The organism is Anaeromyxobacter sp. SG17, from assembly GCF_022690695.1.
Classification (GTDB): Bacteria; Myxococcota; Myxococcia; order Myxococcales; family Anaeromyxobacteraceae; genus Anaeromyxobacter; species Anaeromyxobacter soli.
In genome coordinates this window covers 35,357-61,182 of the sequence record NZ_JALCYX010000025.1, presented here as the reverse complement: position 1 = coordinate 61,182, position 25,826 = coordinate 35,357, and the positions used below count along the sequence as shown (strand labels likewise).

Sequence of the window (25,826 nt, the reverse complement as noted above, 5' to 3'; positions counted from 1 at the left end):
GGCGCGCGAGCGGCTCGAGCAGGCGGAGGGCAGGGCCCGCGAAGCGCGTCGCGCCGCCGAGGTGGCCCTGCGGCGGGCGGACGAGGCGCGCGCGCGGGCGGAGGCCGCGGAGGCCGGCGCGGCGGCCCGGCGCGCGGAGCTCGAGGCGCTCGAGCGGGAATGACGTACCGTGATGTCGGTATCGCGCTCTCACGCTGAGTGTGCTCTCATCGGGGGCCTTCGGATCCGGAGGTCCCGATGGGACGTGTGCGAGACGCGCTCATGGACGTGCTCGGCGACGTGAAGGTGTTCCGCTTCCCGATGTGGATCGTCTACGACCCCGGCTCCTACAAGGTGAAGGGCCGCGACGCGCGCGCGGTGATCGACCGCGTCCGTCCCGGCGACGTGCTCGTCCGCGGCTACGACGCGTACCTCGACGGGAAGCTCATCCCCGGCCTGTTCAGCCACGTGGGGCTGTACCTCGGCCGCACCACCCCCGCCGACCGCGACCTCGCTCCGGCGGGAGCCCGCGAGCGGCTGGCCCTCGGCGAGCAGATCGTCATCCACGCCATCGCGGAGGGCGTCCTCACCGAGGACGTGCTCGACTTCTGCCGCTGCGACCGGCTCGTCGTGCTGCGCTTCCCGGCCCGGCTCCGGCAGCGGGCCGAGGCGCCTGCGGACGATCCCCGCGCCCTCGGTGAGGAGGAGCGGCTCGTGCGCGACCGGCTCGTCGGGGGCGGCGAGGTCCCGTTCGAGGAGGCGTGGCCGGTGGTGCGCCAGGTGGCGCTCGCCCAGCTCGGGCGGCCCTACGACTTCGACCTCGACTTCACCGACCTCGAGCGGCTCTCCTGCACCGAGCTCGTCCACCGCGCGACGCGCTCGCTCGCGCCGTTCCTCGGCGTGCAGCCCGAGCTCCACCGCATCCTGGGCCTCTCCGGCGTGGGCATCCTGCCCGACGCGTTCGTGCGCGCGCCGCTCGAGCTCGTCTACGCGAGCCCGTCGGTGCCGGCCGAGCGGCTCGCTGCGCTCAGGCCCGCACCGCCCCCGGAGACCCCCGAGCAGTCGGTCGCGGCGGCGTGATCAGTTCCCCCGCGCGCAGCGCGCGAGCGCGGCCGCCTTGGCGCGAGCATCGGACGACCACGCGAGGGTGCGGAAGGCGTCGGTCGAGAGCGCGAACCACGCGAGCGTGAGATCCGCGCCCTCCTCGGTCTGCTCCAGGCCGGCGAGGAAGCCCTTCGGGTCGGAGACCTCGATCCCCGACTGCTTCCAGATCTCGGCGAGGTAGGCCGCGCGCTCGGCGCTGCAGTCGGGGTGCGCGCTCCTCCGCGGGGCCGTCGTCTCTTCCCCCGCTCCCGTCCCGTTGCCGGCCACCGCGCCCGGCTGCGCGCGCGCGCCGCTGCGCGCCGTCGCCTGCTCGGGGCTCGCCGCCGGGGGGGGCTCAGCGCGCGCGAGCGCCGCCGCCGGGACGACGGTGAACGACCCGATCTCGTCGTCCTCGGGTCCGGCCTCCTCCACCCGCAGATAACCCTCGGGGAGCTCGATCGTCTCGCCCGGAGCGTAGCGCTTCCCCAGCACCTCCACCTGCGCGTCCCCTGCGTCGATGGTCCCCTCGGCCCGGGGCGGCTCCGGACGGGAGACGACGGGGATCGCGGCGAGCGCGGCGACGACGAGGAGCGTGCGCGACATGGCGGAAGAGCCCTCCGGCACGACAACGTTCGCGCGGGCTCGAGGGTACGCAAGGCTCCGGGTGCGCGCCTGTGGGGGAGGCGGGCACGCTTCATGGGGCCCTCGCCGCCGGGACGTACGGGAGCGGTGCTCCCGCGCGGGCGGGGGCGCCTGCCGGGTCGGGAGGACAGCGAGGAATTCACCATGCGTTGACGGACTCAACGTTCGCCGCCCACGCGCGCGGATTCAGGGCGGTTCCAGGCAGCCGACCGTGGGGGCCCGCTGAGAACCTCCACGCGGCGGGTTGCCGCGGGAGCGCGGACCCGAACGAAAACGAGGGCTCACCGGCCCGGGAGCGCTGGCCCGTCGCTTGCGAAGCTGGAGGGTGTCCCGCCGGGACTTCGACCGCGAAGAAAGGGAGCGCAACCATGACGACGTTCGTCTCCATCCTCGAGGCGCTGGGAACGTTCCTCCTCGGTGCTGCGGGGCGCTCGGCGCTGTTCCTCGCCGGGCTCCTCGCGCTCGCGCTGCCCGCCCTCGCGCTCGCCCTCGCCTGGCGCGCGCGTGAGCGCCGCCGCGAGGCCGCCCTGGCGGACGCGGGCGACCTCGCCTACCGCCGGGACGCGTACTACGCGCCCAACCACACCTGGCTCGCGCCCGCCGCGAGCGGGCTGCGCGTGGGCCTCGACGACTTCGCGCAGCGGCTCCTCCCCTCGGCGAGCGCGGTCGAGCTGCCTCGCCGCGGCATGCAGGTGCGCCGCGGCGATCCCGTGGCGGTGGTCCGGGCGGGCGGCCGCATCGTCCGGATCACCGCGCCGGTGGACGGGCGCGTCGTGGCCGTGAACGGGACCTTGCGCGGCGATCCCGGCCTCGTGAAGCGCGAGCCCTACGGGCGCGGCTGGCTCTTCGCCCTCGCGCCCTCGGACGGCGTCTACATGACGTTCCCGCAGGATCGCGAGGGCGGCGGCTGGCTGCGCCGGGAGCGCGAGCGGCTCGACCGCTACGTCGAGGAGGAGCTCGGCCTCGCGGCGGCGGACGGCGGCGCGCTCCCTCCCCCCGCGCCCTCCACCCTCGGCGAGGACGGCTGGCAGCGGGTCCTCGCGCTGTTCCTCCGCCCCGCGTGACGCGCGAGGGAGGAGCGGACCGACGGCGAGCGGCGGCCCGTCCCGGCGAGACGCGGGGGCGGGCCGCCGGCCTCAGGGCGCGGCTCCGTGCGGTCGAGTGACCGCGAACCGCGATCCGTCGCTCATCATCAGAGGTTGTCCCAGGCGTACCGGCCGGCCTCGAGGACGTGCTTCGCGAGCTGCTTCACGGTCGCGTCCTCGTTCTCGTCGATGCCGGCGAGGTTCTGGTCGACGCGCCGCTTCGCCTGGCGGGCGAGGGCGCGGAGGATCTGGCGCTCCATCTCCGCCGACGCCTCGCCGCGATCGTCGATCTTGGTGGAGACGCGCGCGAGCACCGCCGCGAGCGCGAACAGGTCCACCATGATGTCCGCGAGGCGCCGCGTCGCGAGCTGCTCGCCGATGATCTTCTTGCCGTGCTTGCGGAGGATCCGGTCCGCGGCCCGCGCGAGCGCGGTCGCGGCCTCCTCGAAGAGCGCCGCCTCCGGGGCGAGCGACGGGTGGAGGAGCGTGAAGCGGCCCTTCTCGCGGCGCAGGCCGGTCGCGAGCTGGGCGCGCCGCTTGGCGTAGTCGGAGAGGACCCCGAAGCCCTTGATGGGATCGGCGAACACCCCGCGCATGGAGCTCGACAGGTCCTTCAGCTCCTCGGCGACGTCGTTCATGGCGGTGAGCGCGATGAACAGGCGCAGGATCTCGTTCGTGCCCTCGAAGATCCGGTTGATGCGGCTGTCGCGCAGCGCGAGCTCGTAGGGCATCTCGCGCATGTAGCCCTGGCCCGCCGCGATCTGGAGCGCCTCGTCGGCGGTCCGCCACAGCGCCTCGCTCGAGAGCACCTTCGAGATCGCCGCCTCGACCGCGTAGTCCTCGTAGCCGCGGTCCACGAGCCCGGCGACGAGGTTCACGACGCTCTCCGAGGCGTAGCAGTCGATGACCATCTGGCCGATCTTCTGCTGGATCGAGTCGTAGCTCGCGATGGGCTGCCCGAACTGCACGCGGTCGCGGGCCTGGTGCACCGCGAGCTCGATGAGCCGCTTCATGCCGCCCACCGAGCCGCCCCCGAGCCCGGTCCGCCCGGCGTTCAGGATCTTCATGGCGAGCTTGAAGCCCTGCCCGATCTCGCCGAGCACGTTCGCCGAGGGGACGCGGACGTCCTCGAGCACGACGGTGGTCGTGGACGAGGCGCGGATCCCCATCTTGTCCTCGTGGGGACCGGTCGAGACGCCCTTCATGTCGCGCGTCACGATGAAGGCGGTGATCCGGCCGCGGCCGTCGAGCGAGGTCTTCGCGAAGACCGTGAAGAAGTCGGCGATGCCGCCGTTCGTGATCCAGAGCTTCTCGCCGTTCAGGATCCAGTCGTCGCCGTCGCGCACCGCCGTCGTCTTGATGCCGGCGGCGTCCGAGCCGGCGCCCGGCTCGGTCAGGCAGAACGCGGCGACGAGCTCGCCCGTGGCGAGCCGCGGCAGGAAGCGAGCCTTCTGCTCCTCGGTCCCGAACAGGAGCAGGCCGCGCATGCCGATCGAGCTGTGCGCGCCGACGGTCACCGCCACGGAGGCGTCGTAGCGGGCGAGCTCCTGCATGATGCGCGAGTAGGCGGTGGCGCCGAGCCCCAGCCCGCCGTGCGCCTCCGGGATGACGAGGCTGAAGAGGCCCGCGTCCTTGAGCTCGCTCACGAAGTCCTTCGGCATCTCGCCGGCCCGATCCCAGGCGCGGAAGTCGCGCTCGCGCCCGCCGAGCATCGACTTGAGCGTCTGGAGCACCGCCGCCAGCGTCTCCTTCTCGCCCGTCTTCGGCTCCGGGTAGGGGAGGAGGATCTCCTCCTCGATCTCGCCCATGCAGAGCGAGCGCATGAAGCTCGCGGTCCTCTTGTCGGTCATCGGGAGGCCTCCGGGCCGGTTGATTCGAGAATCATAACGCGCCGCGCCATCCGGGTGCGAGGGCATGGCCCGGCCCGAGGGGGTACGTCGGGCAGCGGCGGCGCGGCCGGTGGGGCGACTTCCCCGGCGTCCCGGTCAGCGTCCCTTCGCCGGGGCCGCGTACAGGTCGAACACCCTCGAGAGCGCCCGCCGGCACACCGCGCAGAACGGCACCGGATCGCGCGTGAACATCACGCAGTCGAGCTCCGGCCGGTAGTAGCCGCTCGCCTCGTAGTTCGCGCCCTCGAACGCGCCCACCTTCCCGGCGGTCGGGGCGGCGGAGAGGAGCGCCGTCTCCTCCTTCTGCTGGGCGAGGAAGAGGGCGTCCATCTCCGCCTCCGCCCCGTTGCGCGCGCGGATCGCCTTGCGCTGCTCCTGGAACTCCTTCGCGCGGCGGGTGAACTCCTCCTTCGGCCACGGGGTCGGCAGCGGCACGCCCGGCGAGAGCAGCTCCTTCCACTTCGCGGCGTGCGGGTCGGCCGTGACGTTCGGCTCCCACGGCTCGGGACGCGCCTCGCTCGGCAGGTAGGCGGTCTCGGAGGTGAAGTACTCGTCGGCGAGCGCAGCGAGCGAGTGGCCGAGCTCGTGGACGAAGATGTAGCCCGCCCAGCGGTTGTCCGCGGCGACGGTGGCGTAGAGGTTGAAGATGCCGCCGCCGCCGTAGGTCTCGGCGTTCACGAGGATGGCGATCGCGTCGTAGGGCGCGAAGGACGCCACGTCGCGCAGCGAGCGGTTCTCGAAGGAGAGGACGTAGCGCTCCGAGCCGAACGCGTCGTACGTGGCGCCGACCCGGCTGCGGCGGTGGATCCCCGTGAGCGGGCGGGAGACGCCGCGCTCCTCCGCCGGCGGGCAGATCCCCCACACGTTGAAGTCCCGGCGCCGCGACCGGTACGGCTCGTGCTCGAAGAGGATCTCCAGGAGCCGGCGCGCGTCCTTCTCGAACTTGGCGCGCTCCTTCTCGGTGTAGCCGTCCCCGACGAGCAGCAGGTCGAGCTTCGTCGCGGGGTCGCCCGCGTCCTGGAGGGCGACGACCGGGCCGGGCGACGGCGGGCGAGAGTCGTCCACGAACCGATCGTGCGGATCGACCACGAGCGACCAGACCTCGCGGAACGTCCGCTCCGCGTCGCGCTTCTTCACCACGAGCTGCACCGGCGCGGCGGGCGCCGGGAAGCGCACCGACTCGGAGAACGTCCGGTTCGCCTTGCGCGCCTCGTCGGTCAGCTCCCACTCGCCGAAGATCGAGGCGAAGCCGCGCGAGTAGAGGACCTTCTGCGTGCCGAGGTCGCGGACCTCGAAGAAGTACTTGCCGAGGTTCGTGTCGTCGACGGGACGGTCCGGCCGGCCGGGGAAGGGGAGGGGCTCGAGCACCACACGATCGAGGCTGAAGCGCTCGTCGGTGGCGGTGCCGGTGTGGAAGTAGTCGACCCGGAGCGTGCGCGGGGGCGCCGCGACGAGGCTGACGGCGGCGAGCAGGGTGGCGAGCATGGCGCGGGAGTGTAGTACGGGGCCTGCACCGCACGGGCCGGGGCGCGCGCCACGCCGGGGGCTCCCCGACCCTTCTGCGCCGATATCGCGAGGCTCCAGGTGGGAGGGCCCCAACCGCGAGCGCCTGAACGCCTGGGCGCACCACGCCGAAGGGGTTGCATCGTGCGCTGGGCGCGGTCTACTTACCGGGCATGGCGGCGCGGAACGACGATCGGCAGGGGCGGGCTCCGCTGAGCCCGAGGGACCTGCTCGAGTTCCACCCGTGGATGCTCGCGCTGGCGGTCTTCCTCGCCTGCGCGATCGGCATCGCGCTCATGGAGCAGGTCCGCGACGCCCGCGACATGTGGGCCGCGTTCCAGCCGCAGGACGACGCGGGCCAGCACCCCTGAACGACCTTCCCCCGTCGGACGATCGGCCCAGGACCTGTTTCGCATCGCGTCGCGCGCCGCTCCCCGTGAAGCCGGTACGGTCACCCCGGTAGCTCGACGGAGCGAACGGCGCCTCCCGCTTCTCCTCCGCGCCCCCACGTCACTAGCTTGCTCCGGCGGCACCGATGGCGCTCCTCCGCATCCTGGTCGTCGACGACAACCACCTCGTCCGCAGGCTCGTGAGCCTCATGCTCGAGGACGCGGGGCACGTGTGCCTCGAGGCCGAGTCGGGAGAGGTCGCGCTCGCGCTCGCCCACGCCGATCCGCCGGACCTCCTGCTGGTGGACGACGCGATGCCCGGCATGCGCGGCGCGGAGGTCGTCACCGCGCTGCGTCGCTCGCCGGACCTCCGCCTCGCCTCCCTCCCGGTGGTGGGCATCTCCGGACGCCCGGCGGCGCGCGTCGAGCTGTTCGCGGCCGGCGCCGACGTCTTCGTGCCGAAGCCGATCGAGGAGGGTGCGCTGCTCGCCGGGATCCGGGCCGCGCTCCACGCGCCGCGCCCCGGCGGCGCCGCGCCACCCGGCCAGCCTTCGGCGTGACGGCGTGCTCCGCCCGCCGTCCTCGATGATGAGCCCGGCGCGCGGGGGGCGCCGTCACTCCTCCAGCCGCACCGGGTCGTCACGCAGCCGGCAGCCCTCGTCGTCTCCCTCCGCGCAGGCGCGCTCGAACAGCGCCCGGGCGCGCGCCTCGTCGTGGGGCACGCCCGCGCCGAAGCGGAGGAGCACGCCGAGGCGGCTGCACCCCGCGGCGAGCCCGAGCTCGCAGGCGCGGGCGTAGCGCTCCGCGGCGCGCGAGCCGTCCGCCGGCGCCGCCCGCCCCTCCTGCAGCACCTTCCCCGCCTCGAGGCACGACTCCCCGTCGCCGTCCGCGCAGCGCGCCTCGCCGGCGGGCAGCGCCATCGCAGCGCAGGCCGCGTCCGCGCCGAGGCGACAGGCCCGCCACAGGAGCTCTCCCCGTCGCTCGCCGTCGGCCTCGCGGGCGAGCGCGAGGCACCCCTCGGCGGCGCCGAGATCGCAGGCCCGCTCGGCGAGGCGGTCGGCGCGGCCGGGCGGGGCGTCCGCCGCGAGCAGCGCGCACGCGCGGGCCGAGCCCATCGCGCACCCCTCCTCGCGGGAAGCGCGGGCCCCCTCCCGATCGCCCCGCGCCGCGCGCAGCTCGGCCGCGCCCGCGCACGCGTCGGCGACGCCGGCGGCGCAGGCGCGAGCGAAGAGCGCGAGCGCGCGCTCGGGATCGGGCCTGCCTGCGGTCCCCGCCTCGAGCACGCGCGCGAGCCCGTGGCACGCGAGGCGCCGGCCGGAGTCGCACGCCTCCTTCAGCGCGTCGGCGCAGCCGGGCTCGCCGCCGGGAGGCTGCGGCGCGCTCGGGAAGAGGGCGCGGTGCAGCGCGCAGGCGGAGGGCGGGAGGCCGGGGGCCTGAGCGAGCGCGAGCGCGACGAGGAGGGCGAGCACGGAGGTGGGGAGGATAGCGCGGAGCCCGGTGGAGCGGGTCGCGTCACGAGGCGCGCGATGGGGTCGCTACCGCTCGCAGGCGGCGAGCGCGCGCGCGAAGAGCCCGCTCCCGGCGGTCCCCTCGCGCCGGGCCTGCGCGCGGATGGCGGCGCAGGACGAGGCGGGGGAGCGGCGAGAGAGCACCTCGGCGGCGCCGGCGCGGACGCCGCGATCCGGATCGCGCTCGAGGAGCGGGCGCAGCGTGGCGTCGAGCTTCTCCCGGGGGACGAGCCGGCCGAGGCCGCGGATCGCGGCGCGGCGGACGGCGCGCGGCTCGTGGGTGTCGGCCGCGAGCGAGCGGTGCAGCTTCTCGGCGCGCGCGCCGCCTATGGCGGCGAGCCCCTCGAGCGCGAGGGCGCGGCGGGTGGGGAGCGCGTCGGAGGCCGCGACCTCGGCGAGCACCGGCTCGGCGTCCGGCCCGAGCGCGCGCCAGGTCTCCGGCCGGATCGGACGATCGATCGCGCCGAGGAGCTCGAGCGTCCTCGCGCGCACGGCGGGATCGCACGGGCGGGCCCCGGCCTCCGGCGCGCTCGCGCCGGGGGGCGTGCACGCGGGCGCGCGGGCGGCACCGGTGGAGGAGACGAGGGCGAGCGCGAGGGCGGCGAGGGCAGCGGTCATGGAGGCTCCGTCAGCGGACCGCAGGGTTGAGGCGCATGACCTCGGACTGCTGCGGCGTGACCGACCCGTTCGAGCGGGTGTCGTCGAGCAGCCAGAACATGAGGTTCGAGGCGCCGGCGCAGGTGGTGCCTGCGCCGGAGCAGTCGGCGCCGGTCACGTCGAAGGGCGTCTGCGAGGGGTCGGTGAGCTTGTCCTCGCAGGTCGCCCGATCGGCGACCGGCGCGCAGGTCGCGCAGGCGCAGGTGGGCGTGTCGGAGAGCGGGTCGAACATCGTGCCGGACCGCTCGGTCGTGTGGTACAGGCCGAGCCAGTGGGACGCCTCGTGCGCCACGATGAAGGCCATGCGGTCCGTGCCGCAATGCGCGATGTCGACCGTCCCGCCGCAGCTCCCCATGCCCAGGTCCGCGAGCGTCACCACCGCCCCCCCGTTCACGGTGCCGGGGACGCCGGACGGGCCGGGGATCGAGCCGTCGATGCCGACGATCGCGAACGGGTCGTTCGGGTCGTTCGCGGTGACGGTGAGCTCGTCCACGAGGAAGAGGTGGATCGACGGGCGCTGCGCCTCGGCGAGCGTGAAGAGCTGCGAGAGCGGATCGCACGGGCCGGTGGAGTCGATGTTCACGTTCGCGTACCTCGACTGCGCCCACGCCGGCAGGTCGTGGAGCACCACGCTGCCGAGGCAGAGGCCCGCGTGTCCGAGCACCGCCGCCACGCTCTGGAACAGGCGCGCGAGCTGCGGGTCGTGCGCGAGCCCCGCCGCGGTCGCGCTCGCCGACGCGACGTAGACGTCGACGTCGAGCGTGCCGGTGGAGGTGATGGGGCCCGCGCGCGTGAGGACCTGCACGTCGTAACGGCTCGAGCTGCTCCCCCCGGTGCACCCCGACATCGCGGCGCACTCGTAGGCGTAGTCGTTGACCGTGAGCGTCCAGGTGCCGGGCGGCAGCCCGCCCGCGCTGCGCGCGGCGTCCAGGCCGGGGGAGGTGTTGGGGAGCGTGAGCGCGCCGGAGACGGGCGTGAACCCCCCGTAGTAGCCGAGGAGGCCGGTGTAGTCGGGATAGCCGTTCGCGTCCTGGGGGATCTTGGCGAGCTCGTCGTAGAAGACCCGGGAGTCGGGTGCGGTGACGCCGGTGGGGACCACCGAGTTCGGGATCCCGAACGCGCACTGTCCGCTCACGCACTGCACCCCGGCCCCGCAGTCCGCCGTCACGCCGCACGCCTGCCCGGTCTCGAGGTAGACGAAGTCGGGCGCCGAGCCGGCGACCTCCTGGGAGACCACCGTCACGCTCCAGGTCCCCGGCGGCACCTGGAACTGCGCCTGGGCGCCGACCGGGAGCTCCCCGAGCGATTGGGCCCCCGGGTACACCGGCGCGCGGATGGGGGTCTGGCAGGCGGTGCCGGGATCGGGCGCCGTCATGGGATCGCCGAGGACGGCCGTGGGGTGGGAAGGCGGCGAGCAGGCCGCGGAGACGGGCGCCGCCGCCGCACACTTTCCGGCGATGCAGACGAGGACGCCGCCGCAGTCGATCGCGGCCTTGCACGTCTTTTCGGTCCCGCTGCTCTTCGACCCGCCGCCACAGGCGAGCGCGCAGGCGAAGGCGAGGACCGCGGCGGGGGCGAGTCGTCTGCGCACCGTCCGACATCCTAAGCTCCACCGCGGGGCCCGGCGACCCGCGAGGACGGGGCGCCTCAACGCGGGAGCTCCCCGTGGAACGCGCGGTCGAGCAGATCCGCGAGCACGCGGGCGGTGAGCCCCCACACGACGCGCGCCGGATCGGCGTGGAACGACCACACCCGCCACTGGCCGGTCGCTGCGTCCACCTCCTCGAACGGCACCCGCACCGAGAGGAGCGCCGCGGCGGCCTCGGCCGGAAGCCGCGCCGGATCCCACAGCGAGGCGCGCCGGTTCCCCGGGTCGAGCAGCCGGGCGAGCGGCAGCTCGAACGGCTCGGAGACCTCGGCCTCGGCGCGCACGAAGGCGGGGGGCGGGGCGGGCACCGCCGCGACCACGGGGGTGACGACGTAGCGCGCGATGCTCGGGACGTCGTCGAGCGCGCCGAGCAGCTCCACGCCGCCGGGCGCGAGCCCGACCTCCTCGTCGGCCTCGCGCAGCGCCGCGGCGAAGGCGCTCTCGCGCGGCGCGCAGCCGCCACCGGGGAACGAGATCTCGCCCTTGTGGTGCGGGAGCGTCTCGGTGCGGCGGGTGAAGAGCAGCGTGGGGCCCTCGGGCCGCGCCAGGATCGGGACGAGCACGCCCGCGCGCCGGAAGCCGGGCACCTCGAGCGCGCGCGCCGGCCGCTCGGCGAGCGCGGCGCGAACGCGGGCGATCGCCTCCTCGAAGCTCGGAGCGGGCGCGGCCATCGCCCGTGCTCATAACCGGACGGCGCCCTCGCCGCGAGCGGGCGGGCGGGCGGTCAAGCCGCGCGGGTTGACAACCCGGTGGCCGAATGGGGACAACCGGAACGTGCGCAGCGACATGATCAAGAAGGGGTTCGAGCGGGCCCCCCACCGCAGCCTGCTCCGCGCGACCGGCCTCACCGACGCCGACTTCGACAAGCCGTTCGTCGGGATCGCGAACAGCCACGTGGACATCATCCCGGGCCACTTCTTCCTCCAGGAGTACGGCCGGATCGCGAAGGACGAGATCCGCAAGGCGGGCGGCGTCCCCTTCGAGTTCAACACCATCGGCGTGGACGACGGGATCGCCATGGGGCACGCGGGCATGCTCTACAGCCTGCCTTCGCGCGAGCTCATCGCCGACTCGATCGAGACGATGATGAACGCGCACTGCCTCGACGCGCTCGTCTGCATCCCGAACTGCGACAAGATCGTCCCCGGCATGGTGATGGGCGCGCTCCGGGTGGACGTGCCGACGGTGTTCGTCTCCGGCGGGCCGATGAAGGCGGGCCACAAGGCGGACGGCACGCCCATCGACCTCACCACGATGTTCGAGGCGGTCGGCAAGCGCGCCCGCGGGGAGATGGGCGACGCCGAGCTGCACGACATCGAGTGCCGCGCCTGCCCCTCCGGCGGCTCGTGCTCCGGGATGTTCACCGCGAACTCGATGAACGTCCTTTGCGAGGCGATGGGCATCGCGCTCCCCGGCAACGGGACCATCCTGGCGCTCACCCCGGAGCGCGAGGCGCTCCTGCGCCGCGCGGCGCGCCGGGCGGTGGAGATCGCCGGCGACGAGCGCTTCCGGCTGCGGCGCATCGTCACGAAGGACGCCATCCACAACGCGATGGTGGTCGACATGGCGATGGGCGGCTCGTCGAACACCGTGCTGCACATGCTCGCCATCGCGCGCGAGGCGGGCGTCGCCCTCGACCTGAAGGACATCGAAGCGATCGCGGGGAAGGTCGCGCACATCGCGAAGATCGCGCCGTCGCTGTCCACCGTGCACATGGAAGACATCCACCGCGCGGGCGGCGTCCCGACGGTGCTGCACGAGGTGGCGCGGCGCGGGGGGCTCGTCCGCGAGGACGCGCTCACCGTGAGCGGCGAGACGGTCGGCGAGCGCATCCGCGAGGCGGAGATCAAGGATCGCACCGTGATCCATCCGCTCGAGGAGGCCTACTCGCCCGTGGGCGGCCTCGCGGTGCTGTTCGGCAACCTCGCGCCGGAGGGCGCGGTGGTGAAGACCGCCGGCATCGAGCCCTCGATGCGGAGGTTCACCGGCCGCGCGATCTGCTTCGACTCGCAGGACGAGGCGACCGCCGGGATCATGGCCGGCAAGGTGAAGCCCGGGCACTTCGTGGTCATCCGCTACGAGGGGCCGAGGGGCGGGCCGGGCATGCAGGAGATGCTCTCGCCCACGGCGCTCATCCAGGGCATGGGCCTCGGCGACCAGGTCGCGCTCGTCACGGACGGCCGCTTCTCCGGCGCGACGCGCGGCGCCTGCGTCGGGCACGTGTCGCCGGAGGCCGCCGAGGGCGGGCCCCTCGGCCTCGTGCAGGACGGCGATCCCATCACCATCGACGTGGCGGCGCGCGCGCTCACCGTGGACGTCCCCGACACGGAGCTCGCCCGGCGGCGCGAGGGCTTCCGCCCGAAGCGCAAGGAGGTCCGCTCCTCCTGGCTCAGGCGCTACGCGCTGCTCGTGTCGAACGCGTCCGCGGGCGCGGTCATGAAGACGGAGCTGTAGGACATGTTCGAACGGGGGCTGCGCCCTCAGGATCCTACACATCTGGCGTTCAGCGCCCCGCCGTGATCTACCCTCGCCATGGACATCCGCGGCGAGGTCGACACGGCGGACTTCGGTGACAAGCGGCTGAGCAAGCGGCTCGTTCGCCTCGCGGAGCAGATCGCGAAGGCGCCCGATCGGAGCTTCCCGAAGGCGGCCGGATCGGACGCGGCGCTGGAGGCCACGTACAGGTTTCTCGGAAACGAGGCCGTAACCCCCGAGGTGGTGCTGGTACCGCACGTTCGCGCCACCGTCAGTCGGTGCGCGAGCGCGGGCGCCGTCGTGGTCGCGCACGACAGCTCGGAGTTCCGGTTCAGCTCGGAGCGCGAAGGTCTCGGCCGAATAGCAGGTGACACGACGCACGGCTTCCTCGGCCACTTCGCGCTCGCGGTGGCTGCTCGCGACCGCGCGCCCCTCGGCGTGCTCGGCATCGAAACCGTGTTTCGTGAGCGCGGGGGCCGGACGCCACGCCATCGCGAGCGTCGGCCCATGGAAGACAAGGAGTCGCGTCGCTGGGTGGACCTCGTTCGGCGCGCGGACGCGGAACTCGGCGAGCGCGTTTCCGCGGTGCATGTCATGGATCGCGAAGCCGACGGATACGAGCTGTTCGCGGCACTCGCGTCGGAGAACCGACGCTTCGTCGTTCGGCTGCAGTTCGACCGCGCCACAGAGACTGCGCTGGGGCGGGGCCGCATCAGCGATGTCCTCAGGGGCAAGAGGGCGCTGCTCACGCGGCAGGTGGCGCTCTCGGCGAGGTCGCCCCAACGGCGAGATCCTCCGAGCCGAGCGAAGAAGCATCCCTACCGGAGGGAGCGTTCGGCAACGCTCTCCGTGACCGCCTGCTCCGTGACGATCCTGCGCCCCTCACATCTCGGCGCGCGCGTTCCCGAACGCCTGCGCCTCAACGTGGTGCGCGTTCGCGAGAAGAACGTCGGGCGTGGCATCGATCCGGTCGAGTGGCGACTGGTCACGACCGAGCCCGTCGAGACCGCCGAAGACGTGGCAGCTATCGTCGACGCGTACCGCGCCCGGTGGGTTATCGAGGAGTTCTTCCGCGCGCTGAAGCAGGGATGCGCGTACGAGAAGCGCCAGCTCGAATCGAAGCACGCGCTCCTGAATGCGCTCGCGGTGTTCACACCCATCGCCTGGCAGCTGTTGGCGTTACGCCAGCTCTCCCGCGATGACGCAGATCTGCCGGCGGACCGCGTCCTCTCCCCCCTCAAGCTGATGCTCCTGCAGCGGCACCCCGACGTGAAGCTCCGGGAGGAACCCACCATTCGCGACGCGATGTTCGCCGTCGCGAAGCTCGGCGGGCATATCAAGAACAACGGCGAACCGGGCTGGCAGGTGCTCGGAAGGGGCTACGAAGACCTGCTGTTACTCGAGCGCGGAGCGGCGCTGGCCCTCAGGATGTGATCAATCCTGAGGGCTGCGCCCCCGCCCCGCCGACGGCTGGCCGCCGTCGTCGGGGACCCACCCCTGCTCGCCGGGTCCCGTGCGCCGCCGCGAGCGGCTTCGCCGCTTCCGCGGCGTCGCCCCGGCGGGCTCGCTTCGCTCGCCTGTTTCGCGAATCATTGATCGGCCGCTCACCCCCTGCGCTCCCAGACCGCCGCGAAGAACCCGTCCGTCCCGTGCCGGTGCGGCCAGGTCCGCACGAACCGCTCTCCCGTGATCACCGCCGGGTCCGCGGCGGGCGCCACGCGCACGTACTCCGGGTGCCCCGCCTCGAAGGCGAGCGCCACCTCCTCGTCCTCCTGCCGCCGGAACGTGCAGGTCGCGTAGACGAGCCGGCCGCCGGGCCGGACGTGGCGCGCGGCGCGCGCGAGGATCCCGAGCTGCAGCGCGGGGAGCGCCGGGAAGCTCGCCGGATCGATCCGCCAGCGCTGGTCCGGCCCGCGGCGCAGCGCGCCCAGCTCGGAGCAGGGCGCGTCCACCAGGACGCGATCCGCGAGGAGCGCCTCCGGCGCCGCGGCGCCCTGGATCACCACGGAGGGTCCAGCGCCCGCGCGCGCCGCCCGCACGCGCAGCCGGTCGAGCCGCGCGGCGTCGGGATCGACGGCGAACACGCGCCCCGCCGCGCCGACGTCCGACGCGAGCAGGAGCGTCTTCCCGCCCGCGCCCGCGCAGGCGTCGAGGATCGTCTCCCCCGGTCGCGCTCCGACGAGCGCGCCGAGGAGCTGGCTCCCCTCGTCCTGCACCTCGACGATCCCGGCGCGGTGGGCCTCGAGGCCGAAGACGTTGGGCCGCGCCGAGGTGACCACGAGGCAGGCGGGGGCGAGGCGCCCGGCCCGGGTCGCGACGCCTTCCGCGGCGAGCCGCGCGGCCGCCGCCTGGCGCGTGGCGCGGAGCAGGTTCACGCGCAGGCAGATCGGCCCGGGGAGGTCGAGCGCGTCGGCGAGCGCGTCCGCCTCGTCCCCGGCCGCAGCGACGAGCTCTGCCGCGAGCCAGTCGGGGAGCGAGGCGCGATCGGCGAGGGCGGTGGGCGCCGGTCGGGGCGGGGGCAGCGCGCCCGGCGCGAGCGCCGCGAGCGTCTCCGCGTCGGGGCGGAGGGCGAGGTCGCGCAGCAGCGCGCCGAGGAGCAGGCGCGGCGGCGCGTCCGGATCGCCGAGCTGGGCCCGCAGGCGGCGCCGCCACAGCGCCACGCCGAAGAGCGCCTCCGCGAACGCCCGTCGCGCCTCGCCCGGAAGCGCGCGCTCGCCGCGCAGGACGCGATCGACCACCCGCTCCGCTGCCGCGCCGCCGAGGATCTCCGCGAGCGGCGCGTCGAGCGCGGCTGCCCGTCCGGCGAGCGCGTGCCAGGGGATCTCGCGCAGCCGCTCCTCGGGTCTCGGTCGCACGGGCGCATCCTCCGCGCGAGCCGGGCCTCGGTGCAAGCCGCCCGCCGGGCGGGTGACGGCGCGCATCAGGTGAGCACGTAGAGGATGGGGACCTCGACCGACTGCTCCTCCGACGGGCGAGGAAACGGGGCCGAGGCGCGGACGTCCTCGAGGGCGCACTCGTCGAGGACCTGCCTTCCGCTCGACTTCACGACCCGAAGGTCGGCGACGCTCCCGTCCGTCCGGATCGTGAAGGCGACTCGCACGAGGCCCGTCCAGCCCATGGCCGCGGCGACGATGGGGTAGGGCCGCGTGGAGGCGCGCTCCTGGATGCGCCGAACGATCTCGCGCTGGTGCAGGACGAGCCACTCCGACGCCTCGACGCCCCCCGGCGCGATCCCGCCGCCGGCGCCTCCTCCGCCGCGCGGGAGCCGGCTGTACGGATCGCCGCCCTTGCCGGAGAAGGCGACCTCCCCGCCGGTGAGCGCCGGCAGCTCCCCCGGGTCCACCGCCTCGAGCGGCGGTGCGCTGGCGGAGACGGGCACGTTGGGAGGGACGAGGCGGCGGGGATCCGGGCGACGGGCGGGCCCGGGGGCGGGGCTCAGCGGCCCCGGAGCCCGGCGCTCGGGGGCGGGGGCCGGCGAGGGCAGCAGGAGCCGCTCGCGCAGCGCGCCCGGAGGGACGAGCAGGACGTCGAGCGGGACGGCCGGCCGCGGCGGCGGCGGCGGTGACCGGGTCGCGACCCAGACCACGAGCGCGTGCGCGACCACGGCCCCGCCGGTGAACCCGAGCCGCCGCGCCCCCACCGGCTCGCGCGAGATCACCCTGAACCCCCGATCCGCCGCCACCTTGCCTCTTCTCCACCGCGGGTCACTACGACGCGGCGTTCCGGGAGCCTAGATAGCATCGATCCGGGCGCTCGCCTCCGTCCCCCGCTACACTGTGATGGGGTAGCGGTGCCCTCCTCGAGCTGCCGGCCGGCGCGGGCTCGCGTGCCCGGCCCTTCGAGAGAGAGCGGTGCGCCGCGCGTGAAGGAAGGCATGCGATACGGATCGGGAACGGCGCGCCGGCTCGCGCTCGGCTTCGGGGCGCTGGTGCTCCTCTTCGCCGCGGCGTCTGCGGTCGCCATCGCGGGCTCGATGCGGATCCACCGCGGGCTCACCGAGATGAAGTCGCGCGAGGAGGGGGTCCGCCTCTCGCTCGAGCTCGCGAGCGCGGTGCGCGACCAGTACGCGCACCAGGCGCACACCATCATCATCGGCGACACCTCGCACCTCGGCTTCTACGCTACCTCGCGCGAGACCGTGCTCCGGCTCACGCGCGCGCTCCGTCAGGCGGCGGAGGAGCCGGAGGAGCGCGCGCTCGTGGACCGGATCGAGGCGGAGAGCGGCCGGCTCGATGGCATCTTCCGCGAGCGGATCGTGCCGGCCGTGCTCTCGGGCGAGCACGCGAGCGTGAAGCTCGAGCACGGCCGCGCCCAGCTCGTCGTGACGCGGATCCAGGACCTCACCCAGGCCCTCGTCGAGCGCTTCGAGACCAAGATCCGCGCCTTCCGCCAGGAGGCCGAGGCCGTCCAGCGCCGGACGCTCGGGTTCCTCGTCGGGCTCCTCGTCGCGGCGCCGGGGGTGGCGGTGATCGTCTCGGTGGTGATCGGCCGGTCGATCGCGACGCCGGTCGCGCAGCTCCAGGCGGGCGCGGCGCGCATCGCGGCAGGGGAGCTCGACGCGCGCATCGAGGTGCACGGGGCCCCCGAGCTCGAGGCGCTCGCGCGGCAGTGGAACGCCACCACCGCCGCCCTGCGCGAGCACCAGGACCGCCTGGTGGAGTCGGAGAAGCTGGCCGGGATCGGCCGCCTCGCCGCCGGGGTCGCCCACGAGATCAACAACCCGCTCGGCGTCATCCTCGGCTACGCGAAGCTCCTCCGGAAGAAGGCCGACCCTGCGGTGGCCGAGGACCTCGCGGTCATCGAGGAGGAGACCCTGCGCGCGAAGGAGATCGTGGACGGGCTGCTCGACCTCTCCCGGCCGCTGCCGGCCGCGGCGCAGCCGGTCGATCTGCGGGCCCTCACCGACGACGTCGTCTCCCGGCTGCGGGACGCGCGGCTGCTCGAGGGCGTGGTGGTGTCGGTCGCCGGCGGCGCCGTCGCGCCGGGCCACCCCGAGAAGCTCCGGCAGGTCCTCGTGAACCTCGTGCGGAACGCCGCCGAGGCGGCCGGTCCGGGCGGGAGGGTGGCGGTCCGCCTCGCGGCGCAGGACGGCACCGCGGAGGTGTCGGTGGAGGACTCCGGACCCGGCATCGACACCGCCGACCGCGGGAAGCTGTTCGAGCCCTTCTTCACCACGAAGCCCCGCGGGACCGGCCTCGGGCTCGCCGTGTCGCGCGCCATCGCGCGGGCGCACGGCGGAGATCTGGCGGCCGACGCGGGCGACGGCGGGGGCGCGCGCTTCGCGCTCAGGCTCCCGGCCCGCGCGGGCCGGGCGGAGGCGTAGATGGAGCCGGTGCGGATCCTCGTCGCGGACGACAAGGAGAACATGCGCAAGCTGCTCGCGAAGATCCTCGCGGACGGCTTCGAGGTCGAGACCGCGCAGGACGGCGCGAGCGCGCTCGCGCTCGTGGCGACCCGCGCCTACGACGTCGTGATGACCGACATCCGCATGCCCGGCGCGGACGGCTTCGAGCTCCTCGCGGCGGTGAAGGCGCGCGCGCCGACCACCGAGGTGGTCATGATGACGGGCTACGCGACCGTCGCCGACGCCGTGCGCGCGATGAAGCAGGGCGCGTTCGACTACCTCGAGAAGCCGTTCGACCCGGACGCCGCGCTCGCGGTCGTGGCGCGCGCCGCCGAGCACAAGCGGCTCGTGGACGCTGCCCGCCGCACCGCCGCACCCGGCGACGAGGACGCCTTCCACAACCTCATCGGCCGCAGCGCCCGGATGCGCGAGGTGTACGCGCTGCTCGAGAAGGCCGCGCAGGTGGACGCGACCGTGCTCGTGCTCGGCGAGACCGGCACCGGCAAGGAGCTCGCCGCGCGCGCCGTCCACTACCACTCCGCGCGGCGCGAGCGCCGCTTCGTCGCGGTGAACTGCGGCGCGCTGCCGGGCGAGCTCGTGGAGAGCGAGCTGTTCGGCCACGCGCGCGGCGCGTTCACCGGCGCCGCCGCCGCGAAGCGGGGCCTGTTCGAGGAGGCGGAGGGCGGCACGCTCTTCCTCGACGAGGTCGGCGAGCTGCCCCTGCCCGCGCAGGTGAAGCTCAACCGCGCCCTCCAGGAGAAGGAGATCCGGCGGGTGGGCGAGAGCACGCCGGTGAAGGTCGACGTCCGCATCATCGCCGCGACCCACCGGGACCTCCGCGACGAGGTTCGGGCCGGCCGGTTCAGGGAGGACCTCTTCTACCGGCTCAACGTGATCGCGGTGACGCTCCCGCCCCTGCGCGAGCGCGCCGAGGACACGCCGCTCCTCGCCGCGCACTTCCTCGAGAAGCACGCGCGCGCGCTGCGCCGGAACATCACCGCCATCGAGCCGGAGGCCCTCGTGCGGCTCGCGAGCCACGAATGGCCGGGCAACGTGCGCGAGCTCGAGAACACCATCGAGCGCGCCGTGGCGGTGGCGGGCGGGGACCGCATCACGCTCGCGGACCTCACTCCCGAGATCGCCTCCACGCCCGCCGTGGCGACGCCCGCGGGGGCGCTCGCCGCCCTGCCCTACCGGGACGCGGTCGCGGGCGCGCGGGAGCGGGTCACGCGCGAGTACCTGGTCGCGCTCCTGAGGGAGTTCGAGGGGAACGTCACGCGCGCGGCGGAGCGGGCGGGGCTCGAGCGGGAGAGCCTCCACCGCCTGCTCCGCAAGCACGGGCTCCGCTCCGAGGACTTCAAGGCGCCGTGAGCCCCGGTCGAGCGCCCCTTCGCGCTCGGCGCTCTCCGGGGGAGCGAGCGGGCGCCATCCCGCGGCGCGACAGAAATCGGGGCGCCCGGAGAATTCGTGCCCGGGCCGCGCCGTTTGTATTCACGAGTGCGAGACCCAGCCACCGCAGCAGCGCTCCCCCGTGCGCGAGACCCCCGGCCCTTCCCGCGTCCCGACGGACTCGACGTCGTCCGGGCCGGGCGCTTCGGCGTGCAGTACGAGCCCATCGTCGAGGTCGCCACGGGCCGGCTCCACGCCTACGAGGCCCTCGCGCGCTTCCACCGGCGCGACGGCGTGGCGGTCCCGCCCGCGGTGGTCTTCGAGCGGCTGCGGGCCGCGCCGGAGCTGCTCGTCCGCACCGAGCTCGCCCTGAAGCGCCTGCAGGTGAAGGAGGCGCCGGGGCCGCGCGTGTTCCTGAACGTCAGCCCGGAGATCTGGTCCCTCGCCGCCGCGAGCTTCCAGGAGGTGTTCGCCTCCTCGCGCGTGGCGGTGGTGGTCGAGGCCGTGGAGTGCGTGCACGCGAACGCCGTCGGGCGCGGCGCGACGATGCTCCGCGATCTCGCGGAGGCGGGCATCCCGGCGGCGCTCGACGACCTCGGCGGCGCGAACGTGTTCGTGAGCGTGGAGGAGCTCCACCTCGCCCGCGTCCTCAAGCTCGACCGCTCCGTGCTCCGCAGCGTGGGCGACCCGTCGCGGCGCGCGATGCTCGACTCGCTCCTCGCGTTCGCCGGACGGACCGGGAAGCGCGTCGTCGCGGAGGGGGTCGAGACCGCGGCGGACTTCGCCCTCGTGCGCGGGCTCGGCATCGGCTTCGCGCAGGGGGACCTGTTCCGCGAAGGCTACCGGCGGGTGCTCCCGCGTCACCAGCACTGATGGGCGGCGTGGGCCGCCTCGGGGGCCTCGACAGCGCGGGCCGGGCGCGGCAGAACCCGCTCAGGTGACCGTCCTCCTCTACGTGCTCGGCGCGGCGGCGATCGTCGCGGGCATCGCCGGCCTGGTCCTCCCGATCCTGCCCGGCTCGCTGCTCCTCGTCGCGGGCGTCGTGCTCGTCGCGTGGGCGGAGGACTTCACCCGCGTCGGCTGGGGCACGGTCGCCTTCGCGGCCGTGGTCGGCGCGCTCATGTGGCTCGTGGACCTCGCCGCGGCCGCGCTCGGGGCGAGGGCGTTCGGCGCGTCGCGGCGATCGATCCTCGGCGCGAGCGTGGGGCTCCTCGTGGGCCTGTTCCTCGGTCCCGCCGGCGTCGTCCTCGGCCCCATCGTCGGTGCCGTGCTGTTCGAGCTCACCCGCAACCCCGACCTGCGCGCGGCGGGGCGCGCCGGGGCGGGCGCGTTCGTCGGCTTCGTGCTCGGCAATGCGGTGAAGGTCGCGCTCGCCTTCGTGCTGGTCGGCGTCCTCGTGCTCGCGCTCGTGGTTTGAGGGTGCGAGGGGAGCGCGCCGGGAAGGAGCCCGACGGCCGCGAGCGAATCGAGCCGAAGCGGGTCGTCCGCCCCCGCTGGATCACTCCACGTCGACGCGCGAGAGCGTGCCCCGCGCGGACTCCTCGCGCGGGGAGGCGCAGGCCTCGAACGAGTGAGGCGACTCGCGTCCCTCCGCGTCGATCGCGGAGACCCGGTAGCAGCGCCGCTCGGCGGACCGGGCCGTCGCGCTGAACACCGTCTTGCCCGTGGAGCCGATCCGGCCGCCCTTGTCCCAGTACACCGCGTAGACGACGCCGCTGTCGGACGAGGGCTCCCAGAACAGCGCGATCGAGCTGGCCGACTCCGGCTCGGCACGCAGCGCCGCGGGGGCCCCCGGGACGCCCGGCGCGGCGGTCGTCGCGCAGGCGGGCCCGCGCGGCGGGGAGCGGTTGCCGGCGGCGTCGAGCGCCACGACGGCGTAGCAGGCCTCGCTCGACGGCGAGAGGCCCGCGTCGACGTGGTGCCTGAGGCGCGCGTCCACCCGCGCGACGACGGTGCCGCCGCGCTGGATCTCGTAGCTCGTGACCGCCACGTCGTCCGCCGCGGCGCCCCAGACGAGCGCCATCCGCGTGGGCGAGTTCGGCAGCACGGCGATGCGGCTCGGAGCCGACGGGGGCGTGAGATCCGGGGTGGTCGCGCAGGCGCGCTTCGAGGGGGCGGAGACGTTGCCGGAGGCGTCGTGCGCGCGGACGACGTAGCAGTACTCGCGCGCCGGCCGGAGGCCCGCCTCGCTCGCGCTCGTGGCCTCCGTCGCGGCGACGACCTTGTCGTCGCGGAGGACCTCGTAGCCCTGCACGCCGAGCTCGTCCGTGGACGCGGTCCAGCGGAGCTCGACGCGCGTGTCCGACTTGGCGGTCGCGACGACGCCGGATGGCACGCTCGGGGCGGTGAGATCCGGGGGCGTCGCGCAGGCGGGCCCGCCCTCCGCGGAGCGGTTCCCGGCGGCGTCGAGCGCACGCACCGTGTAGCAGTAGCGCTGCGTCGGGCGCAGTCCCTTCTCGAGGGCGGCGAGGTCACTCGCCGTCGCGACCACGCTTCCGTCGCGCAGGAGCTCGTAGGCGGTGACGCCCACGTCGTCGGCCGATGGCGCCCAGTGCACGCGGACCGCGCGCTCTCCCTGCGCGTCGGCGACGACCGGGTCCGGCCGCGTGGGCGGCGTGAGGTCGGGGGTGGTCGCGCAGGCGGGCCCGGCGGCGGGCGAGACGTTCCCCGCGGCGTCGTGCGCACGCACCGTGTAGCAGTAGGTCTGGGCGGGCGCGAGGCCGGACTCGGTCACCGCCGTCCCCGGCACCCTCGCGACGATCGCCTCGGCGCGCAGCACCTCGTACCCCGCGACGCCGACGTCGTCGCTCGCGGCGTCCCAGCTCACGACGACCTGCCGCTCTCCGCGCGCCTCGGCCCTGAGCGCGGTCGGCGCGGTCGGGGGGCTCTGGTCCGGAGTCTCCGCGCAGGCGGGCCGGGTCGGGCCGGAGCGGTGCCCCGCGGCGTCCAGGGCCACGACCGTGTAGCAGTGGCGGATGCGCGGCCTGAGGCCGTCGTCGGTGAAGCCCGCGTGCGCGACGATGCCCGCGGCGCTTCCGTCGCGGAAGACCTGGTATCCCGTCACGTCCCCGGCCTGCTCCGCCGGCTCCCACGCGAGCACGATGCGCGAGGGCGAGAGCGCCGCCGCCGTGAGCAGGCGCGGCGGGGCAGGTCTCGGCGCGGCCGGAGCAGCCGGGGCGGCGGCGGGCGCGGGCGCGCTTCCACCGTCCGCCTGCGCCTCCGTGCTCGGCTCCACGGCAGCTGGGGCGGGCGAGGGCGCCGCTGCCTCGACGCGCTGCGGAGCGGCGGCCGGAGGCGGGGTCACGGTTGGTGAATGTGGAGCCTCGTGCGCTCGCTCGCAGGAGACCGAGGTCACGGCGAGCCAGAGGGCGGCGAGGGTGGCGGAGCGAGAGCGCGTCGGCATGCGGTTGTCCCCTCGCGTGAGCTCCAGGAGGAGAGGTGCGGACGTTGTCCGGAAACCAACGCCTCGGAGACCAGGCTAGCACACACAGGCCCGCATCTCTCCCCCCTTCAGGGCGCCGCGTGGCTTGACCCAGAGCAAGGGCTGGTGGGGAGCTTGTCCGCACCCAGGGGGCGGACTAACTCGGACCCAGTGCAGGACCTGCCGCTTACCAAGAAGCTCGGAGCGGGCGAGCGCGGGCGCGCGCGCCCCCTCGTGCTGCACGTCGAGGACGACGAGGCGACCCGTTACCTCGTCGCCCGGCTGCTGACCCGCGGCGGCTTCGACGTGGTCTCGGCGGCGACCGGGCGCGAGGCGATGCTGCGGCTGTCCGAGCGACCTGACGCCATCCTGCTCGACGTGAAGCTCCCCGACATCACCGGCTTCCAGCTCTGCCGGCACCTGCGCGGCGATCCTCGGGCGGCGACCGTCCCCATCGTCCACCTCTCGGCGAGCCACGCGCTGCCGGACGATCAGCGCTATGGCCTCTCCGTCGGGGCCGACGCGTACCTGGTTCACCCCGTCGACGGCGCGGTCCTCACCGAGACGCTCCGCCGGCTCATCGACCGCGCCACCGAGGGGCGCGGGCCGCCGAAAGGCTGACGGGCGCTCGGGGGCTCCCGGCGAGAGGCACGAGAGCCCAGGTTCTGCCCGGCGCCGGAGCGCGGCCCCTGGCGTGCGGCGTCGGGAAGTGGTGCGCCGAACGTGCCGCTTCCGGCCGACCCGGCGAGAACGAGGGTGAGGCACTCCTGCCGAGAGTGACGATGTCCGACAGGCCTGACCGCGCGGCCGCCGCGCCTCCGTGGTCCTACGCCGCGGCGCTCGCGCTCGCCGCCGCAGGACTCGCGATCACGTACGTCCTCCTCGGGGCGCTCGGCGGTGAGCGGTACGTCTTCGTCCTCGCCGCGGTCGCGCTCGCTGCGGTCCTCGGCGGCACCGCGCCGGGGCTCGTCGCCGCCGCGGCGAGCACGGCCGGCTTCGCCTGGCTGTTCCTCGAGCCCCGGGGGAGCCTGCGCGTCGCGAGCCGCTCCGACCTGCTCGCGCTCGCCGGGTACCTCGCGAGCGCGAGCGTCATCGCGGTGGCGGTCGGCGCCTTCCGGGCCGCGGATCGCCGCACGCGCCGCGCGCTCGCCGAGACGCGCGCCGCGCAGGAGCGCCTGCGCCTCATGACCGAGGGCGTCCACGCGCACGCCATCCTGCTCCTCGATCCGAACGGGCTCGTCACGGGCTGGAACGCCGCCGCGGAGCGGCTCACCGGCTGGCCCGAGGCCGAGATCCTCGGCAGGAGCTTCGCGCTGTTCCACACGCCCGAGGAGCGCGAGGCCGGCCGTCCCGAGCAGCTGCTCTGGCGGGCCACGCGGGACGCGCGCGCGGAGGAGGAGGGCCTCCGGGTGCGCAAGGACGGGACCCGCTTCTACGCGAGCGTCGTGCTGAGCGCGGTGCGGGACGAGCAGGGGCACCTCGGCGGGTTCGCCCACGTGCTGCGGGACGTCAGCGACCGGCGCCGCGCGGACGAGCTGGATCGGTTCATGATCGAGGCGGGCGCCGCGCTCGCCGAGTCGATGCACCCGGAGCGGATGCTCGAGCAGCTCGCGCGCCTCGCGGTCCCGGCCCTCGCCGACGCGTGCACGATCGAGACGCTCGACGAGGAGGGGCGCCTGCGGCTCGTCGCGCTCGCCCACGCGGACCCACGCCGCGAGCACGCGCTGCGAGACCTGCGGCTCCGCTTCCCGCCCGACCCGGCGACCTCGCCGGTGTGGCAGGTGCTCCGCAGCGGTCAGCCGGAGCGCGCCTCGGAGGGGGACTCCGCCGCGCTGGCCGCGCTCGCCCCGGACCCGGAGCACCGGGAGGCCCTGCGCTCGGAGGGCCTGCGCGCCTGGCTCGTCGTGCCGCTCGCGACCGGACGGCGGAACCTCGGGGTGCTCACGCTCGCCATCACGAGCCCCGACCGCGAGCTGGGCCCGCGCGAGCTCGGCGTCGCGCGCGACCTCGCACGCCGCGCGGCGCAGGCGATCCACAACGCGGGCCTGTACGTCGAGATGCAGCGCGCCGGGCGCGAGCGCGACGAGGTCCTCGCGATCCTCTCCCACGACCTGCGCGCGCCGCTCGGCGCCGTGTTCGCCTCCGCCCGGGCGCTCCGCTCCGACGCACCGGAGGGCCCGGGAGGCGAGCGGATCCGGCGCGGCGCCGCCGCGATCGAGCGCGCCGCGGAGGCCATGTCGCGCCTCGTCGCGGACCTGCTCGACCTCGCGAGCCTCGAGGCGGGCCGGCTCGTCGTCAACCGTCGACCCGAGCACACCGCCGCGCTCGTGCACGCCGCGGCGGACGCGCAGCGGGAGGCGGCCGGCCGCGCCGGGGTGACCCTCGTCGCGGAGGCCGCGGGGACCCTCCCCGACGTCGACGCGGACCGCGAGCGCGTCCTCCAGGTGCTCGGGAACCTGCTCGCCGACGCGCTCGACGGGACGGAGGGGGGCCTCGTCACGGTGCGGGCACGGGCCGTGGACGGCGGCCGCGCCGTCGCGTTCGAGATCGAGGACAGCGGGCGCATGATCCCGGAGGATCAGCTCGCGCACTTCTTCGACCGGTTCAGGCGCGGCCGCGGCGCCTCCGCGCGCGGCGCGGGCCTCGGGCTGGCGGTCGCGCGCGGCATCGTGGAGGCGCACGGCGGTCGCATCTGGGCGGAGAGCCGCTCCGGGCAGGGGAGCCGCTTCACCTTCACGCTCCCGGCGGCCGCGCCATGGCAGGCGCACTCGCCCGCCGAGGCGCTCGCGACGCGCGCCCCCGGGTGAGCGCTCG

Annotated in this window: 22 protein-coding genes; 12 read left to right on the top strand and 10 right to left on the bottom strand. The window is 75.0% G+C overall.

What is annotated here, in order from left to right; genetic code table 11:
- Positions 1 to 237 precede the first annotated feature (237 nt).
- Complete coding sequence (locus tag MNY60_RS11730) at positions 238 to 1,059, top strand: hypothetical protein (protein ID WP_242355031.1); 822 nt, start codon at positions 238 to 240, stop codon at positions 1,057 to 1,059.
- Here the strand turns inward: MNY60_RS11730 and MNY60_RS11725 are convergent, their stop codons facing one another.
- Positions 1,060 to 1,665, bottom strand: coding sequence for a hypothetical protein (locus MNY60_RS11725; protein ID WP_242337290.1), 606 nt, complete (start codon positions 1,663 to 1,665; stop codon positions 1,060 to 1,062).
- A 407-nt stretch (positions 1,666 to 2,072) separates the two neighbouring features.
- Here MNY60_RS11725 and MNY60_RS11720 point away from each other — a divergent pair, with 407 nt between their 5' ends.
- Entirely contained in the window at positions 2,073 to 2,768 is a 696-nt protein-coding gene (locus tag MNY60_RS11720; RefSeq protein ID WP_242337288.1) for a glycine cleavage system protein H, read from the top strand.
- Between the two features lie 128 nt (positions 2,769 to 2,896).
- On the opposite strand, the gene MNY60_RS11715 is transcribed toward MNY60_RS11720, so the two are convergent.
- Positions 2,897 to 4,639, bottom strand: a complete 1,743-nt coding sequence (locus MNY60_RS11715; RefSeq protein WP_242337286.1) for an acyl-CoA dehydrogenase family protein — start codon at positions 4,637 to 4,639, stop codon at positions 2,897 to 2,899.
- 135 nt (positions 4,640 to 4,774) lie between these two features.
- Positions 4,775 to 6,163: an IgA Peptidase M64 gene (locus tag MNY60_RS11710; protein WP_242337284.1), complete on the bottom strand. Its 1,389-nt coding sequence runs from the start codon at positions 6,161 to 6,163 to the stop codon at positions 4,775 to 4,777.
- Positions 6,164 to 6,354: 191 nt separating this feature from the next.
- Between MNY60_RS11710 and MNY60_RS11705 the strand changes: the two genes are divergently transcribed.
- The gene (locus MNY60_RS11705; protein WP_242337282.1) at positions 6,355 to 6,552 is read left to right on the top strand and encodes a hypothetical protein; all 198 of its coding nucleotides are present in this window, start codon (positions 6,355 to 6,357) and stop codon (positions 6,550 to 6,552) included.
- Positions 6,553 to 6,716: 164 nt separating this feature from the next.
- Complete coding sequence (locus MNY60_RS11700) at positions 6,717 to 7,130, top strand: response regulator (protein ID WP_242337280.1); 414 nt, start codon at positions 6,717 to 6,719, stop codon at positions 7,128 to 7,130.
- A 54-nt stretch (positions 7,131 to 7,184) separates the two neighbouring features.
- Here MNY60_RS11700 and MNY60_RS11695 read toward each other — a convergent pair whose 3' ends face one another.
- From MNY60_RS11695 to MNY60_RS11680, 4 genes are all read right to left on the bottom strand, one after another.
- Positions 7,185 to 8,039 carry a tetratricopeptide repeat protein gene (locus MNY60_RS11695; RefSeq protein ID WP_242337278.1) on the bottom strand — a complete coding sequence of 285 codons (855 nt, stop codon included), beginning with the start codon at positions 8,037 to 8,039 and terminating at the stop codon, positions 7,185 to 7,187.
- 66 nt (positions 8,040 to 8,105) lie between these two features.
- Entirely contained in the window at positions 8,106 to 8,696 is a 591-nt protein-coding gene (locus MNY60_RS11690; RefSeq protein ID WP_242337276.1) for a HEAT repeat domain-containing protein, read from the bottom strand.
- A 10-nt stretch (positions 8,697 to 8,706) separates the two neighbouring features.
- On the bottom strand, positions 8,707 to 10,326 hold the full coding sequence (locus MNY60_RS11685; protein WP_242337274.1) for a hypothetical protein: 1,620 nt from the start codon (positions 10,324 to 10,326) through the stop codon (positions 8,707 to 8,709).
- A gap of 56 nt (positions 10,327 to 10,382) precedes the next feature.
- Positions 10,383 to 11,054, bottom strand: a complete 672-nt coding sequence (locus MNY60_RS11680; RefSeq protein WP_242337272.1) for a CoA pyrophosphatase — start codon at positions 11,052 to 11,054, stop codon at positions 10,383 to 10,385.
- A gap of 103 nt (positions 11,055 to 11,157) precedes the next feature.
- Here MNY60_RS11680 and ilvD point away from each other — a divergent pair, with 103 nt between their 5' ends.
- Both ilvD and MNY60_RS11670 read left to right on the top strand, forming a co-directional pair.
- A complete protein-coding gene (gene ilvD / locus MNY60_RS11675) occupies positions 11,158 to 12,837 on the top strand; it encodes a dihydroxy-acid dehydratase (protein WP_308197056.1) in 1,680 nt (559 codons plus the stop codon).
- Positions 12,838 to 12,915: 78 nt separating this feature from the next.
- Complete coding sequence (locus tag MNY60_RS11670) at positions 12,916 to 14,292, top strand: IS4 family transposase (protein WP_242337270.1); 1,377 nt, start codon at positions 12,916 to 12,918, stop codon at positions 14,290 to 14,292.
- A 170-nt stretch (positions 14,293 to 14,462) separates the two neighbouring features.
- Here the strand turns inward: MNY60_RS11670 and MNY60_RS11665 are convergent, their stop codons facing one another.
- Positions 14,463 to 15,713: an RsmB/NOP family class I SAM-dependent RNA methyltransferase gene (locus tag MNY60_RS11665; protein WP_242337268.1), complete on the bottom strand. Its 1,251-nt coding sequence runs from the start codon at positions 15,711 to 15,713 to the stop codon at positions 14,463 to 14,465.
- 65 nt (positions 15,714 to 15,778) lie between these two features.
- Positions 15,779 to 16,540: an energy transducer TonB gene (locus tag MNY60_RS24265; protein ID WP_242337266.1), complete on the bottom strand. Its 762-nt coding sequence runs from the start codon at positions 16,538 to 16,540 to the stop codon at positions 15,779 to 15,781.
- 192 nt (positions 16,541 to 16,732) lie between these two features.
- Between MNY60_RS24265 and MNY60_RS11655 the strand changes: the two genes are divergently transcribed.
- From MNY60_RS11655 to MNY60_RS11640, 4 genes are all read left to right on the top strand, one after another.
- Positions 16,733 to 18,181, top strand: a complete 1,449-nt coding sequence (locus MNY60_RS11655) for a sensor histidine kinase (protein ID WP_242337264.1) — start codon at positions 16,733 to 16,735, stop codon at positions 18,179 to 18,181.
- On the top strand, positions 18,182 to 19,573 hold the full coding sequence (locus MNY60_RS11650; RefSeq protein WP_242360649.1) for a sigma-54 dependent transcriptional regulator: 1,392 nt from the start codon (positions 18,182 to 18,184) through the stop codon (positions 19,571 to 19,573).
- Positions 19,574 to 19,669: 96 nt separating this feature from the next.
- Positions 19,670 to 20,464, top strand: coding sequence for an EAL domain-containing protein (locus tag MNY60_RS11645; RefSeq protein WP_308197127.1), 795 nt, complete (start codon positions 19,670 to 19,672; stop codon positions 20,462 to 20,464).
- A gap of 64 nt (positions 20,465 to 20,528) precedes the next feature.
- On the top strand, positions 20,529 to 21,008 hold the full coding sequence (locus MNY60_RS11640) for a DUF456 domain-containing protein (protein WP_242337258.1): 480 nt from the start codon (positions 20,529 to 20,531) through the stop codon (positions 21,006 to 21,008).
- Between the two features lie 81 nt (positions 21,009 to 21,089).
- Here the strand turns inward: MNY60_RS11640 and MNY60_RS11635 are convergent, their stop codons facing one another.
- Positions 21,090 to 22,826, bottom strand: a complete 1,737-nt coding sequence (locus MNY60_RS11635) for a fibronectin type III domain-containing protein (protein ID WP_242355037.1) — start codon at positions 22,824 to 22,826, stop codon at positions 21,090 to 21,092.
- A gap of 357 nt (positions 22,827 to 23,183) precedes the next feature.
- On the opposite strand from MNY60_RS11635, the gene MNY60_RS11630 reads away from it, so the two are divergent.
- Both MNY60_RS11630 and MNY60_RS11625 read left to right on the top strand, forming a co-directional pair.
- Positions 23,184 to 23,633 carry a response regulator transcription factor gene (locus MNY60_RS11630; protein WP_242337255.1) on the top strand — a complete coding sequence of 150 codons (450 nt, stop codon included), beginning with the start codon at positions 23,184 to 23,186 and terminating at the stop codon, positions 23,631 to 23,633.
- Positions 23,634 to 23,794: 161 nt separating this feature from the next.
- The gene (locus MNY60_RS11625; protein WP_242337253.1) at positions 23,795 to 25,819 is read left to right on the top strand and encodes an ATP-binding protein; all 2,025 of its coding nucleotides are present in this window, start codon (positions 23,795 to 23,797) and stop codon (positions 25,817 to 25,819) included.
- The last annotated feature ends 7 nt before the right edge of the window (positions 25,820 to 25,826 follow it).

Excerpts from the sequence above, each read along its gene's own strand:
- MNY60_RS11730 (WP_242355031.1), top strand. The coding sequence starts at position 238 with ATGGGACGTGTGCGAGACGCGCTCATGGACGTGCTCGGCGACGTGAAG.
- MNY60_RS11725 (WP_242337290.1), bottom strand. The coding sequence starts at position 1,665 with ATGTCGCGCACGCTCCTCGTCGTCGCCGCGCTCGCCGCGATCCCCGTC.
- MNY60_RS11720 (WP_242337288.1), top strand. The coding sequence starts at position 2,073 with ATGACGACGTTCGTCTCCATCCTCGAGGCGCTGGGAACGTTCCTCCTC.
- MNY60_RS11715 (WP_242337286.1), bottom strand. The coding sequence starts at position 4,639 with ATGACCGACAAGAGGACCGCGAGCTTCATGCGCTCGCTCTGCATGGGC.
- MNY60_RS11710 (WP_242337284.1), bottom strand. The coding sequence starts at position 6,163 with ATGCTCGCCACCCTGCTCGCCGCCGTCAGCCTCGTCGCGGCGCCCCCG.
- MNY60_RS11705 (WP_242337282.1), top strand. The coding sequence starts at position 6,355 with ATGGCGGCGCGGAACGACGATCGGCAGGGGCGGGCTCCGCTGAGCCCG.
- MNY60_RS11700 (WP_242337280.1), top strand. The coding sequence starts at position 6,717 with ATGGCGCTCCTCCGCATCCTGGTCGTCGACGACAACCACCTCGTCCGC.
- MNY60_RS11690 (WP_242337276.1), bottom strand. The coding sequence starts at position 8,696 with ATGACCGCTGCCCTCGCCGCCCTCGCGCTCGCCCTCGTCTCCTCCACC.
- MNY60_RS11680 (WP_242337272.1), bottom strand. The coding sequence starts at position 11,054 with ATGGCCGCGCCCGCTCCGAGCTTCGAGGAGGCGATCGCCCGCGTTCGC.
- MNY60_RS11670 (WP_242337270.1), top strand. The coding sequence starts at position 12,916 with ATGGACATCCGCGGCGAGGTCGACACGGCGGACTTCGGTGACAAGCGG.
- MNY60_RS11655 (WP_242337264.1), top strand. The coding sequence starts at position 16,733 with ATGCGATACGGATCGGGAACGGCGCGCCGGCTCGCGCTCGGCTTCGGG.
- MNY60_RS11650 (WP_242360649.1), top strand. The coding sequence starts at position 18,182 with ATGGAGCCGGTGCGGATCCTCGTCGCGGACGACAAGGAGAACATGCGC.
- MNY60_RS11625 (WP_242337253.1), top strand. The coding sequence starts at position 23,795 with ATGTCCGACAGGCCTGACCGCGCGGCCGCCGCGCCTCCGTGGTCCTAC.